This is a genomic window from Sphingobium sp., from assembly GCF_032153725.1.
Lineage (GTDB): Bacteria > Pseudomonadota > Alphaproteobacteria > Sphingomonadales > Sphingomonadaceae > Sphingobium.
Genome location: NZ_JALDYQ010000104.1, coordinates 1 through 12,903, shown reverse-complemented (window position 1 = coordinate 12,903; position 12,903 = coordinate 1). Strand labels below are relative to the sequence as shown.

Sequence of the window (12,903 nt, the reverse complement as noted above, 5' to 3'; positions counted from 1 at the left end):
ACGAGGGTGGGAATGTCCGCAAATGGCCATAACCCGCTCTTCCTACCCCACCCGATACCAGGCCGCCACCCGGTCGAGCGCCAGCGTCAGCACCAGCTTCCCCGCCCGGCTCGGCCAGCCCAGCGCCTTTTCGGCGGCGATCAGCCCTTCCCCCGCGCAGGCCACGCGCCACAGCACGTCGGCCAGCCCCGGTCCCGCGGCGCGGATGGCGCCATCGAACCGTTCCCGCGCGGATAGCTGCGCCAGGCCCGGATCGGCCCTGCCCATGCCGGCGCCGCGCCCTTGCCCCGGCGCCGCATCCCATCGCATGGTGATGCGCGGGCCCAGCCCGGCCTTCTCCCAATCCGCGCGCAGCCTGTCCCCCGCCAGATAGTGCCGCTCGCTCAACAGCCCCCGCGCATGGAGCCAGGCCAGCGGCGATTCGCTGAGGTTGACCGCCACCTTCTGCGCCTGGCCGAAGGGGTCCTCTATGATCTGCTCGATAAATTGCGCTGCCATCGGCGTGTCTCCTTGCAGGAATCGGATGAAAGGGGACTTGCCACGCCGACAAGTTTGTAGGAAAGAAGAAAAACCAAATAGGTAAAACAGGACCCAATATGATCACCCGCATCCGGGAGGTACGCAAAGCCAAGGGATTGACCCTGGAACAAGTCGGCGCATTATGCACGCCCCCCACCACCGCACAGACCATCGGTCGCCTGGAAACGGGCACCCGAACCGTATCGGTCAACTGGCTGAACCGGATCGCCAGGGCGCTGGGCGTCGCCTCTTCCGAACTGGTCGCGCTGCCGGGACAAAGCGTGGTTCCCGTCGCCGCCCTGCTGGGGCCGGAGGGCGCGCGCGCGCCGACCCGCCCACTCTCCCTGCCCCCGCCGGCACCGGCCAACGCCATGATCGGCGTGCAGGTGTCGGGCAGCATCGGCGATTACCGCAGCGGTGATGAAATCTGGTGCCGCCGCATCCTGCCCGATGAATTTTCCAGCGCTCTCAACCGCGACCTGCTGCTGCCCCGCCATGCCGGGCGCTTCCTGTTCGGACGGCTGATCGGGCGCGAGGATGACCGGCTGCACATCCTTCCTTTGGGCAGCGGCACCCGCCAGCAGGTGATAAGTGACCCACCTTGGGGCGCCGTGGCCGTCCAGCTGGTGAGACGGCTGTAGACAAAGGCGGTTTCATCCTTAACCCTGCCTTGACCATGATTATCGGAAACGGGCCCGCTAAAGCATTTTCCAGTCAGGTGGCATCACCTGACGATTCGGAAAATGCGGGAACAAAAGATAACAGGAAGGTGCGATGACGCTGAACGTCCTGATGCTCTCGACCCTGTTTCCGGACATGAGCCGCCCCAATTTCGGCGTCTTCGTGGAACGGCAGGCGCGCGAGCTGGCCAGCCGGGAAGGCGTCAGCGTCACGGTCGTCGCGCCGCTGGGCATCCCGCCCTGGCCGCTGTCGAAGGCGAAACGCTATGCCGCCCTGCGCGCCCTGCCAGCCAAGGAGCGCTGGAAGGACCTGACCGTCCACCGGCCCGTTTTTCCGATCGTCCCCAAATTCGGCGGACGCTTCAATGTGCACAGCATGACCCATGCGATCCTGCCGCTGGTCAAACGCCTGCATGCGCAGCAACCCTTCGACGTCATCGACGCCAGCTTCTTCTTCCCCGACGGCCCGGTGGCGCAGCGCCTCTCCCGCGCGCTCTACATCCCCTATTCGGTGAAGGCCCGGGGCGCCGACATCCATTATTGGGGCGCGCGCAAGGGCACGCGGAAAATGGTCAGGCGCGCCGCGGAAGACGCCGCCGGGCTGCTCGCCGTATCGGACGCGATGCGCCGGTCGATGGCGCGCATGGGCATCGACGGCGACAAGATCCGCGTCCATTATACCGGCGTCGACCTCGACCGCTTCGAACTGGCCGACCGCGCGGCGGCGAAGGAAAGCCTGGGCTTCGAAGGGCCAGTGGTGCTGTGCGTCGGCGCGCTGATCCCGCGCAAGGGGCAGGAGTTGCTGGTGCAGGCGCTGCCGCAATTGCATGGCGTCACGCTGCTGCTCGCCGGACAGGGGCAATATCGCCGGGCGCTGGAAAAACAGGCCGAGGAGCTGGGCGTCGACCGGCGCATCGGCTTCCTGGGTTCCGTGCCGCATGACCGGCTGCCGCGCATCTATGCCGCGGCCGATGTCATGGCGCTGCCCTCCTCGTCCGAAGGCCTCGCCAATGCGTGGGTGGAGGCGCTGGCCTGCGGCACGCCGATCGTGATCAGCGACGTCGGCGGCGCGCGCGAACTGCTCGACCGGCCCGAAGCGGGGCAGATCGTCGCGCGCGAGCCTGAAGCGCTGGCCGCCGCCATCAGCGAAATCCTGGTCAATCCGCCCGAACGCGAAGCGGTGCGCGAAGCCGCGCTGCGCTTCACCTGGACGGCCAATGGCGACGCGCTGCTGGAGCATTTGCGGGCGGTCGCCGGGCAATCAGTTTAGAACATTACCCAACTCGGCATCAGCCGCGCTTTCCCGTCGGGCGTGGGAAAGCGCCCCTCGTCGAACGGCACATCGCCCCAGCGCCATGGCGTCAGTTCATCATAGGCCGGGTTGGAGATCGGCGCATGCCGCTTGAGGTTGAGCAGCCGCGCGCCGTCGTTGCGATAAGCGGTCAGCCGCGCATGCTCGCGATAGATGTCCGCCGGCCGTTCATAATGAAAGGCATCGCCCCAGCCCATGGCGCGGGCGATCCGGGTCACGATCCACCAATCCGGCTTCGCCTCTCCGGGCAGCGGGAAGAGCCGCCGCTGGCGGCTGATCAGCCGGTCAGCGCCGGTCAGCGTCCCGTCCTTTTCGATCCACACCGGGGAGGGAAGCGCGATCCTGCGTTGTCCCGCCGGTTCCGGATCGGCCCAGGGCGTGGTCAGGATGACGAACGGCACCCGTTCCACCAGCTCCCGGATCGGATGCGAGGTCGACGGCAGCCCGCCCAACATCAGCAGGGCCTTGATCCGCCCCGCTTCGATCGCTTCCGCCAGGCCGGCGCCGGACAGCCCTTCCCGCCGCGCCAGCGTCTCCGCACCCCAGAAGCGGCCAACATGCGCCAGAGCCTCGGCGGAAAAATCGCGATGCGCGGCAAGGTCGCCGGACCAGCAGCCGGCTTCGCGCGCGCCCATCCCATTGGCCGCGCTCGTCACCGCAAAGGGTGCCGCCCCCGGCTTGCCGATCCGGCCAGTCGCAAGATGGATGTTGAGGATGGCGGCAGACAGGCGGCGCGCTTCGTCCCCCGCGCCAAGGGGGCTGAACAGCGTCACCAGCCGGGGCGTGGCCGCCACCCGCTCGTAAAAGCCGCGCAACTCGCCCGGCCCCAGGCCGCAGGCGCGGGCGACCGACCAGAGATCGTGGCCCTTGCGCAGCCCCGCCCAGAAATCCGGCGGCACGGCCAGATTGCGATCGAGGAAATTCCGATCCAATGCGCCATTGTCATGACAATGCAGCAGCAGCCCGTTCAACAAGGTCGTTTCGCTGCCGGGCATGATCGTCAGACGCTCATCGGCCTCGACGTCCGGCCCCTCACCGTCCCGCGCGATCAGCACGAGGCGCGCGCCCTGCTCCGACCGTGCCACCGCGATGCGTTCATGCAGCACCGGATGGCGGCGGGCGGTCGACGCCCCCACCAGCAACAGCATGTCCGCCTGGGCCAGATCTTCATAAGTGGCGGGCGTCACATCCTCGCCAAAGGCAGCGCGCTGCGCCGCCGCCATGCCGCCCGCTTCACAGCAAGGCGCATCGATATGGGCGGAGCCGATGAAGCCCTTCATCAGCTTGTTGGCGACATGATAATCCTCCGTCAGCAGCCGGCCCGACACATGCAGCGCCACGCTGCCGGGACCATGGCGGGCGATGACGCCCGACAGACGCCGCGCCGCCTGATCCACGGCACGGTCCCAGCTTGCCGCGCGGCCATCCACCATCGGGCGCAGCAAGCGGCCCTCCAGAGCGATCATGTCCCTGAGCGCCTCGCTCCTGACGCAGAGCAGGCCGCCATTGGCGGGATGCACGGGATCGCCCTCGATCCGGACCTCCCGCCCTTCCCCGGTCACGGCACGGATGCCGCATCCCACGCCGCATTGGCCGCAAAGCGAACGAACGACCGGCACGATGCGATCAGGCCGAAGCCGGCGGGGTCGGGCGGAGTTTCATAAGATTGCGCTTAACCCATGGCAGGGCAAGACAAAAGGGCGGGAAACTGGCAGAAGGGGGTCATGCTGAAACCGATTCTCCGCGCCGTCGCGCTGTTCGCTATATTCTTCCATATATCACATGTCCCCGCCATGGCGCAGGCGCGTGGTCCTCTGGTCCTCGCCGCCGCCAGCATGCAGGAGGCGATGAACGCCGCCGCCGACGCCTGGGCTGCACGGCGCCATGCCCGGCCCGTGCTGTCCTTTGCCGCCTCCTCCGCCCTTGCCCGCCAGATCAGAAGCGGCGCGCCGGCCGACCTGTTCGTGTCCGCCGATGAGGACTGGATGGACGATGTCGAAAAGGCGGGCCTGCTCCGGCGCGGCACGAGGGCCGACGTGGCGGGCAACCGGCTGGTCCTGATCGCCCCGGCGCGGATGCCGCTGCGGCTGCGCATCGCCCGCGCCATGCCGATCGCCAGGGCGCTCGGGGATTCACGGCTCGCCATGGCCAATCCCGACAGCGTGCCCGCTGGCAAATATGGCAAGGCGGCGTTGACCGCGCTTGGCGTCTGGCCTTCGGTCGCGAACCGGCTGGCGCTGGGGGACAATGTCCGCTCCGCAATGACCCTGGTGGAGCGTGGCGAAGCGCGGCTGGGCATCGTCTATGCAACCGATGCCCGCGCGTCAACGGCGGTGGTCGTGGCCGGCACGTTCCCGGCGGGCAGCCATGCGCCGATCCGCTATCCCGTGGCGCGGCTGGCCAGAAGCCAGAATGCCGAGGCCGAGGGATTTCGCCTGTTCCTGCTGTCGCGGGCAGGGCAGAGCCTGTTCGCCCGCCATGGCTTCACCCGGCCCTGATCCTGAAGCGGGGAAGGAACAGGCTATTTCTGACAGGCCACGATCGCGTCGATCACCGACAGCGTCTCCTGCGGATCGCGCACGCGCACCGTGTCCAGCCCCAGCTGCTTTGCGGGATAGTCATTGCCGCCGGGGAAGATCGCATCGCCGATGAACATCATCGCGTCGAGCGCGATCCCGCTCGCGTCGCGCAGTTTTTTAAGGCCATAGGCCTTGTCCACCCCTTCGCGCGTGATGTCGATGGAGGTCGCGCCGCCCATATTGATCGACAGGCCGGGCAAGCGTTCCCGCAAATCCGCCTGGATCACCTTGCGCCTGGCGAAATCGGGGTCCCACGCCTCCTTGGCATGGAGCGGCGCCTGCTGGCCGAGCGCGGAGAAGGTGATCTGACTGCCGCGATCCTCGATCCGTTCGCCCCACACCTGTTCCGGCACGAAGCCGCTCGCTTCCAGCGAGGCGTCGAACGCCGCGAAGATCGCCTGCTTCTGCGCTTCATCGAACAGTTCAGCATAGACCGGCGTCCATGCGCCGTCGCGATGCGTATAGAGCTTCGTCCCCGTCGTCGGCATCAGCCACAGCCGCGAGCGGTCGGCCCGTTCCGGCAGGCGGCTCGCCACCTGCTTGTCGAACTGCGGCCAATCGCCGCCGGAAATCACCGCGACATGGGCGACGTCCAGCAACCGCGCCAACGCGTCTCCCATCGCCTCGCCCAGTGGCTGCTTGCTTTCCGCCAAGGTTCCATCAAGGTCGAAGGCAATCAATATTTTCATGCGGAATGCTCCGGGCGGGATAGAACGGGACGGTACAGGGTTGGGGCTTTGCCTTCTCGACCCACAGGATGCAATGCCCATGACGAAGGCTGGTATTTTCCCCCATCCTGTTCAAAAGAGGGCGCATGATCCTGTCTCCCGAAGAATGGGGCATCGTCCTGCTGTCGCTGAAGGTCAGCCTGGTGGCGGTCGGGCTGATGCTGCCGGTCGCCTTCGCGCTGGCGTGGCTGCTCGCCCGGTCGCGCTTTCCCGGCAAGCTGATCGTCGACGCCCTCGTCCACCTGCCGCTGGTCGTCCCCCCGGTCGTGACCGGCTGGCTGCTGCTGCTGCTGTTCGGGGCCAATGGCCCGCTCGGCAGGCTGTTCGAACAGATGCTGGGGATCAGCTTCATGTTCCGCTGGACCGGTGCGGCGCTTGCCTCCGCCATCATGGCGATGCCACTGATGGTGCGCGCGATGCGGCTGTCGATCGAGGGCATCGACCGGCGGCTGGAACAGGCCGCCCGGACATTGGGAGCGCAGCGGCAGCGCGTCTTCTTCACCATTTCCCTGCCGCTGGCGCTGCCCGGCGTGCTGGCGGGGCTGGTGCTGGGTTTCGCCCGCTCCATCGGGGAATTCGGCGCGACCATCACCTTCGTTTCCGACGTCCCCGGCGAAACCCGCACCCTGCCCATCGCCATCTATTCCGCGCTGCAACTGCCGGGCGCTGAAACGGCGGTGACGCGGCTGGCCATCCTCTCGATCCTGCTCTCGCTCACCGCGCTGGTCGCGTCGGAAGCACTGGCGCGCCGGGCGAGCGGCGGAAGGACCAACCATGTCCTTTGAGATCGACATCGATCACCGGATCGGGGAGCGCCACATCCGTCTTCATGCGCGCGCGGGCGCTGGCCTGATCGCCCTGTTCGGTCCTTCCGGCGCCGGCAAGACCAGCATCCTCAACATGGTCGCGGGCATCGTGACGCCCGACCGCGGCCGGATCACCGTCGCAGGCGAAACGCTGTTCGACAGCGACGCCGCGATCGACGTGCCACCGGCCCGGCGGCAGGCGGGCTATGTCTTCCAGGACGGGCGGCTGTTCCCGCATATGCGGGTGCGGGCCAATCTGCTCTATGGACGGCATGGCGACGCCCCCTTGTCTTTTGAGGCCGTGCTCGATTTCCTTGGCATCGGCCATTTGCTCGACCGCTGGCCGGCGACGCTCTCCGGCGGCGAGGCGCAGCGCGTGGCGATCGGGCGGGCGCTGCTCTCCGGTCCCCGGTTCCTGCTGCTGGATGAACCACTTTCGTCCCTCGATCCGGCCCGGCGGGAAGACATATTGACCGTGATCGAACGCATGAAGCACGACCTTGCCATGCCGATGCTTTACGTCAGCCATGACCGGGCGGAGGTCGAACGCCTCGCCGATCACGTCATTCCGCTATGAGGGGCAGGCCCGCTTCCGCCAGCGCGCGATCAAGATAGGCGAGAAAGGCCTTCTGCCTGACCGGCGCCCGCGCCCGCAGCCAGGCCAGCGCGACGATCGCCCGCCAAGCCGCGACATTCTCCAGCCCCCCGGCGGCAAGACGGCGGTAACTGTCGACATAGTGCTGCGCCGCCCAGTCCCGTGCCCTGTTGGTCAGCCAATCCTGCGGCCCCTCGCCAAAACGCAGCAGCATTTCGGTGCGGAGCAGGTCAGGCGTCACCGCGCCCCGCGCCGCCTTCGACCAGTCGATCGCCACCATGCCCGACGGCGACAACAGAATGTTGCGGATATGGAAGTCGCCATGCAGCAACCGGTCGCCCTCCGGCAGCCTGTCAAGCAGCGCGACCGCCGCCTTCTGCAACCCGCAATCCGCGGGACCATGGAGGATATCGGTCCGCAACACCTGCCGCAGCGAGCGCAGGCCGGGCGCGGCGCAATCATGTATCCGCCGGTGCAACACGGCCATCTCGCGCAGGCGCGATCCCGACTGCAACGGCCGCAGCCGCATATGCCGCATCAGCGTCGGACCCATCACCTGCGGATAAAGGATCGCCCGTCCCTGCGCCGTCTCCAGCCGCCGCAGCGGCCGCGCCACCGGCAGGCCCGCCTCCGCCGCCAGGGCTGCGGCATCGCATTCGCGGGCGATCATCTCCTCCGATACGGACGCACGGAAAATCTTGAGCACGCGCCCTTCGCCGGCCCGGCAGACGCTCGCGCTCGCGCCCGAAGCCAGCGGCACCAGCGGGCCGGACAGATCATCCTGCTCAGGCACGCGTCCCTATCGCAGAACCGCCCGCGCGGGCTGGCGATCAAGGACCAGCCGGGGTTCCTTCGCGCGGACAGGCGCCGGCCGGGTCAAGCGCTCGACCGCATTTTCGACCAGCATCTGCAATCCCTGCTCGCTCAACAGGCCGCCCCGGATCAGGCAACGATCGATCAACACCCGGCGAAAGGCCGAATAGAGCGCCGTGTCGGGCGCCCCCGGCGCGGACCAGAATTCGTCCAGCGACCTTTTGTGCACGACGCCCGGAACCTTGTAGACCGCATGGCCCAGCACGACGACCGGCTTGCCCGCATTGAGCGCCAGCGTGCCCACCGTGCTGTTGACCGTCACGACGCCCAGCGACCTGTCGACCACCTCGGCAATATCCCAGTCCGCCATGTAAAAGACGCGCTCGCCCACGCCATAGCGGGCCGCCAGACGCCGGGTAAGCCGGCCCCAGGCCACCAGTCCCGGATCAAGCGGATGCCGCTTCACCACCAGCGCGGTATTGGCGGGCGCGTGGGCCGCGAAACTCTTGACCACGAACCGCAGCGCCGCCCGCATCGTGCCGAACGGCGAATGGACCCGGATCTGATAGTCGGAATCGAGCTGGAGCGGCAAAGCGAAATAGGGCCGGTCTTTGACCTGTGCCCATTCGGCGCGCGACTGTCGGCGTTCGCCCTTGCGCAAATTCAGCTTCTTGAACCAGCCCACCGTTTCCAGGAGGAAGCTGTTGGGGCGGTGCGTCCGGTAAAAGGGAAAGATCGGCCGCAGCAGCGCCGACGCCATGCCATTGCGTCCCGTGTTGAAGGCGCGCTGGCGGAAGGTGGAGGGGATTTGCGGTTCCCGCCCGTTTTCCTCCGGCGGCAGCGTTTTCGCCTGTTCCAGATACCAGTCGGGATCAAGCGGCAGGGTCGAATTGCCGTTCACGCCATCTTCCTGAAGGGTCAGGAAATCGGGGCGGATATAGCCTTCCTCCACCACATGGACGCGCAGATTGCGCAACCGCGCCATCTTGTGCGCCGAAGCATGATAGGGACGGCAATCGCCGTAGAGGATCAGATCGGTCACGCCATGGTTGACGATATGATCGTCGAAGAAGAGCGGCCAGTCGCGGAACGTCCCGCGATAATCCGTCGCACCCGCGCCGGGCCAATCGACCTTGTCGCCACCATTGATGTTGATGCGCAGCGCCTCATGCCCCTCGGCGCGCAAGGCGTCCGCCAGCATCGCGAAATAGGGCCCATGCGGTCCCTGAAGAAAAAGGAAGGTCTTGGGCTGGGCGTCAACCATGCAGATACTCGGCGGACAAGGTCATAAATCTTTGCAACTTCCCCTGTAAAGTGCGCAGACGGGTTAGCCAGGATGTTGGCGACGGCGCCCCGCTTGCCAAACGTTCGACCATGATTTCAGGTCCGCAGGGCAAGCGCGTTACCGGGTCCAGATATCGTGGATAGAGAATCAAGGCCCCGGCGACAAGCTGATCCAGGGTGAGTTGACGCCCGCGCCGCCCCCTGACCGCCGCCAGATCATGGGCTAGATCCCTGGTCAATCCCCATCCGGCATAGAAGGGCATGCCATGCACCGTCACCGGTCGGTCGCGCATCAGCGCCTCGAAACCGGTGAGAGAGGACAGCACATGCACCTCGTCCACCGCCTGCACCAGCGCCATCAGCGGCGATCCGGTGTCGATGCAGTCGGCATGGGCCAGCACCACGGCGTCGCCCAGATGGCCTTTGCGCAGACCCGCCTGCACATCGGGATGGGGCCGGTAGACGATGAAGGCATCAGGCTCGGCCGCGCGAACGCGCTTCAGCAGGTCCAGATTTCCGGCAACGCCCGCGCCGCCATATTCCACCGACAGATCATCCTCGACCTGCCCCACGGCCAATACCGTCCGCCGCCCCGCCGGCAGATCGATCACCTGCCCGGCGTCCTTGCCATATTTGGTGACGCCCGAATCCCGGATGCTCTGCCGCAGGCGCGCCGCGCGCGCCTCCAGCGCGGGCGGGAAATCATGGGTCGCCAGCAATGTCTCCAGATCGCTGGGCGAACGCGCGTCATAATAGATGCCCGACCGATCGACCACGACCGATCCGGGCGGATGCAGCGCGGCGCCCAACCCCTTCGACCGGAGGAAGCCGTCCTCCACCCTGGCGATGGTGACGCCCGCCTGCCGCGCCGCCGCCATGGTGGCGGCAGCCACGCGCGATGGCCAGACGGCAAGCGCTTCCCCGCTTTGCCGCGCCCGCTTCAGGCCCTGCTCGCCGGAAAGGAAAGGCGGCGAGCGCAACCCGTCCCACAGGAAATGACGGATCGCCTCGCGCTTCCAAAAGGCCATGCCGCTTGCTGCGGCAAGGGCGCGATTGCCATCCAGATGCCGTCGCCAGTCGGCAAGCTGCGCCACGGCATGCAGGGCATCGACCTCCGTTCCGCTGAAACAGTCGCGATAGCAGGCCGCCGCCACGGCCGAGCGCGCGGCCTCCCGGAGCGCCCCTGCCGCGACCGGCCGCATATCGGGGCCATGGACCGGCACCCCCAGCAAGCCCGCAATGATCGCCAGTTCGTCATTCACGGCCGCATGCACAGACCGCGCGCCGGCGATCACTGTCCAGGCGTCGATGGGGGAGGGCAGATCGCGGCCCGCAACGGCTTTCCCGCGCCGGTCGCCGCCGCGGACGATCCCTATTTCCTGCGGCGAAAGCCCGGCCATCGCTTCAGCCGGCACGGGCACCCCGGCCCGCGCGACCAGCCTGATCCCCGCGGGCCTGTGCCCCCAGAAGGCGCCGCCCACCCGCGCCGCGGCCATCGCATCCAGCACGGCGTCAGCCACCGCGACGGGCACCGCGCCAGGCCCATCCCCGGCCTGCCGCGTCCGACTGATCGCCGCCATGGCCGGCCTTATGCCCGGAAAGGGTGGAGAGCGCAGAAAAACTGGCGCATTCACGTGAAAAGCCGTCCCCCTGCCCCGTCAAATCCTGCGCGCATGGAGCGATGCTTGCTGCCGCCAAAAAAACGCAATCACATCAGCTTCTTGATCCCCTGAGGGGAAGCCGTCAAGCGAAGGCCGCAACCGTCATCTCCTCCAACATGTCCGCTATGGTGTCGAAATAGGCCTGCCAGGTCGGCGGCCGCCAGACCGCGATCCGTGTCAGTTGAGCCTCCCGCTCAGGCGAATCCGCCCGGCCATAGGCTTCGATGGCACGCAACCAGCCGAGCCCATCCAGCGGATCGAGATAGTCCGGCGCCTCCCCGCCGACCTCGCGATGCGCGACGATGTCGCTGCAAATCACCGGCACGCCTGCCGACAAAGTCTCGATCACCGGCATGCCATAGCCTTCTTCGAAGGAGGGCATCAGCATCGCCCGCGCGCCCGCGACCAGCGCGTTCATCTCATTGTCGGGCACGCTGCCCGCCTCGATCACATGGCCGCGCAGGATTTCGGCGCGCTCCAGCATGTCGACGACATTCTCATTTTCCCAGCCGCGCCGCCCGATCAGCACCAGCACCGGCGCCTTGCCGCCCCACCGCTCCACCAGCCGCCGCCAGATGTTGAGCAGCAGCAGGTGATTCTTCCGCGGTTCGATGGTCGAGATATAGACGAAATAGGGCCGATCCGGCACGGCATGGCTGCCTGTCACCACCATGTCCGGGGCATCGGCGCCGAAATGCGCCACCCGGATCACCCGCCCGGTGATGCCGCGCGTCAGGAGCGGCGCCAGCGCGTCGATCGTCGCCTGGCTGTTGCCGATGATGCCATCGGCATAACGGTCGATCGTCCGGACCCGCTTCAGATGCTCCCCTGCCCCCTGGGGACGGGCGAATTCGGGATGGGTGAGCGGGATGACGTCATGCACCAGAGTCACGAATTTCGCGCCCTCCGCCCGCAGGATCGCGCCGACCTGATCGGCGTCGTCCAGATGATGCGGCGACACCTGCAAATAGAGGCGCGGTCCCTGCGCCACCGGCACCGGACGGGGGCGCAGCGCGATCAGGTGGCGGATGACGGCGGCCCTGCTCTCTCGCTCATCCACCTGTTCCGTGTTGCGCCAGCGCGCCGCGGTGAAAGCCAGGAACTGGCGCACCGCCGCATCGTTCAGCCGCCCGTAATAGCCGCCCGCCGGATGCACGGCGGCAAAGGCCAGCCGCTCCGGCATCCGCTCCAGCAATTCGCGCGCATAAATATATTCGACCCGATCGATGCCCGTGGGCGCGGCATGAAAGCTGCGCGAGAGCAGCCGCGAAATGTCGAGAATGACTTCCGCAGGCTGCCCGCCGCCGGCAAAGCGCCGGCTTTCCCGCTTGGAACGCAGCGCCAGCCGCGCGCCAGGGGCCTTGAAGGGCTTGAGCGCCATGTCAGCACGCTTTCATTGGGATTGGGCGCATCAAAACTGGGCGCGAATCTCTTCCGCCAGCGCCTGCAAAGCCGCCGGATCGGCGAAATCGCCCTGCGCATGCGCCACGAAGTTGCGCGACTGCCCTTCCCAGCGCGGCACGATGTGGACATGCAGATGGAACACCGTCTGCCCCGCAGGCGTGCCGTTGAACTGCGCGACATGGATGCCGTCGGGGTCCAGCGCCTTGCGGGTGGCGAGCGCCACCTTCTTCACCGTCGCCATAACCTGCGCCAGCGCCTCATCCTCGACCTCCAGGATATTGCGCGCCTTCGACCATTTGGAAATGACCAGGCTGTGCCCCTTGGACTGCGGCTGGATGTCGAGGAAGGCATAGGTGTGCTCATCCTCATACAGCTTGGTCGAAGGGATTTTCCCAGCCAGGATCAGGGCAAAGACATTGCCCTCGTCATAGGTGCCCTCGAGGCTCATCGCGCGTCCTTAAGCAAGATAATGCGCACTTGTCTTAGCGGCGACTTGCTGCGCCGTCACGCCCGGAGCGAGTT

At 67.0% G+C, this 12,903-nt stretch carries 13 protein-coding genes; 5 read left to right on the top strand and 8 right to left on the bottom strand.

From position 1 onward, the window contains the following. Window positions 1–42 precede the first annotated feature (42 nt). A complete protein-coding gene (locus tag RUH75_RS21855; RefSeq protein WP_313809307.1) occupies window positions 43–498 on the bottom strand; it encodes a DUF6456 domain-containing protein in 456 nt (151 codons plus the stop codon). Between the two features lie 98 nt (window positions 499–596). Here RUH75_RS21855 and RUH75_RS21850 point away from each other — a divergent pair, with 98 nt between their 5' ends. Together RUH75_RS21850 and RUH75_RS21845 are read left to right on the top strand one after the other, a co-directional pair. After that, on the top strand, window positions 597–1,160 hold the full coding sequence (locus RUH75_RS21850; RefSeq protein ID WP_313809306.1) for a helix-turn-helix transcriptional regulator: 564 nt from the start codon (window positions 597–599) through the stop codon (window positions 1,158–1,160). A gap of 133 nt (window positions 1,161–1,293) precedes the next feature. After that, window positions 1,294–2,469, top strand: a complete 1,176-nt coding sequence (locus RUH75_RS21845; protein ID WP_313809305.1) for a glycosyltransferase — start codon at window positions 1,294–1,296, stop codon at window positions 2,467–2,469. Here RUH75_RS21845 and RUH75_RS21840 read toward each other — a convergent pair. Continuing rightward, window positions 2,466–4,130, bottom strand: coding sequence for a molybdopterin oxidoreductase family protein (locus tag RUH75_RS21840; protein WP_313809304.1), 1,665 nt, complete (start codon window positions 4,128–4,130; stop codon window positions 2,466–2,468). The genes RUH75_RS21845 and RUH75_RS21840 overlap by 4 nt on opposite strands. Window positions 4,131–4,235: 105 nt before the next feature. Here RUH75_RS21840 and modA point away from each other — a divergent pair, with 105 nt between their 5' ends. After that, window positions 4,236–5,009 carry a molybdate ABC transporter substrate-binding protein gene (gene modA / locus RUH75_RS21835; RefSeq protein ID WP_313809303.1) on the top strand — a complete coding sequence of 258 codons (774 nt, stop codon included), beginning with the start codon at window positions 4,236–4,238 and terminating at the stop codon, window positions 5,007–5,009. Between the two features lie 23 nt (window positions 5,010–5,032). Here the strand turns inward: modA and RUH75_RS21830 are convergent, their stop codons facing one another. Continuing rightward, complete coding sequence (locus tag RUH75_RS21830; RefSeq protein WP_313809302.1) at window positions 5,033–5,779, bottom strand: HAD-IIB family hydrolase; 747 nt, start codon at window positions 5,777–5,779, stop codon at window positions 5,033–5,035. A gap of 125 nt (window positions 5,780–5,904) precedes the next feature. On the opposite strand from RUH75_RS21830, the gene modB reads away from it, so the two are divergent. Together modB and RUH75_RS21820 are read left to right on the top strand one after the other, a co-directional pair. After that, window positions 5,905–6,603, top strand: a complete 699-nt coding sequence (modB, locus tag RUH75_RS21825) for a molybdate ABC transporter permease subunit (protein ID WP_313809301.1) — start codon at window positions 5,905–5,907, stop codon at window positions 6,601–6,603. Then, window positions 6,593–7,201 carry an ATP-binding cassette domain-containing protein gene (locus tag RUH75_RS21820; RefSeq protein WP_313809300.1) on the top strand — a complete coding sequence of 203 codons (609 nt, stop codon included), beginning with the start codon at window positions 6,593–6,595 and terminating at the stop codon, window positions 7,199–7,201. The genes modB and RUH75_RS21820 overlap by 11 nt, the downstream gene beginning before the upstream one ends. On the opposite strand, the gene RUH75_RS21815 is transcribed toward RUH75_RS21820, so the two are convergent. The 5 genes from RUH75_RS21815 to RUH75_RS21795 form a co-directional block, all read right to left on the bottom strand. Then, window positions 7,188–8,012, bottom strand: a complete 825-nt coding sequence (locus RUH75_RS21815; protein ID WP_313809299.1) for a phosphotransferase — start codon at window positions 8,010–8,012, stop codon at window positions 7,188–7,190. The two genes, RUH75_RS21820 and RUH75_RS21815, sit on opposite strands and share 14 nt — an antisense overlap. Window positions 8,013–8,018: 6 nt before the next feature. After that, complete coding sequence (locus tag RUH75_RS21810) at window positions 8,019–9,296, bottom strand: capsular biosynthesis protein (RefSeq protein ID WP_313809298.1); 1,278 nt, start codon at window positions 9,294–9,296, stop codon at window positions 8,019–8,021. Further along, window positions 9,289–10,896 (bottom strand): beta-3-deoxy-D-manno-oct-2-ulosonic acid transferase, encoded by a 1,608-nt coding sequence (locus RUH75_RS21805; RefSeq protein ID WP_313809297.1) that lies wholly within the window; start codon window positions 10,894–10,896, stop codon window positions 9,289–9,291. The genes RUH75_RS21810 and RUH75_RS21805 overlap by 8 nt, the downstream gene beginning before the upstream one ends. Window positions 10,897–11,059: 163 nt before the next feature. After that, complete coding sequence (locus RUH75_RS21800; protein WP_313809296.1) at window positions 11,060–12,358, bottom strand: glycosyltransferase family 1 protein; 1,299 nt, start codon at window positions 12,356–12,358, stop codon at window positions 11,060–11,062. Window positions 12,359–12,388: 30 nt separating this feature from the next. Beyond that, complete coding sequence (locus RUH75_RS21795) at window positions 12,389–12,829, bottom strand: HIT family protein (RefSeq protein ID WP_313809295.1); 441 nt, start codon at window positions 12,827–12,829, stop codon at window positions 12,389–12,391. Between the last annotated feature and the right edge of the window lie 74 nt (window positions 12,830–12,903).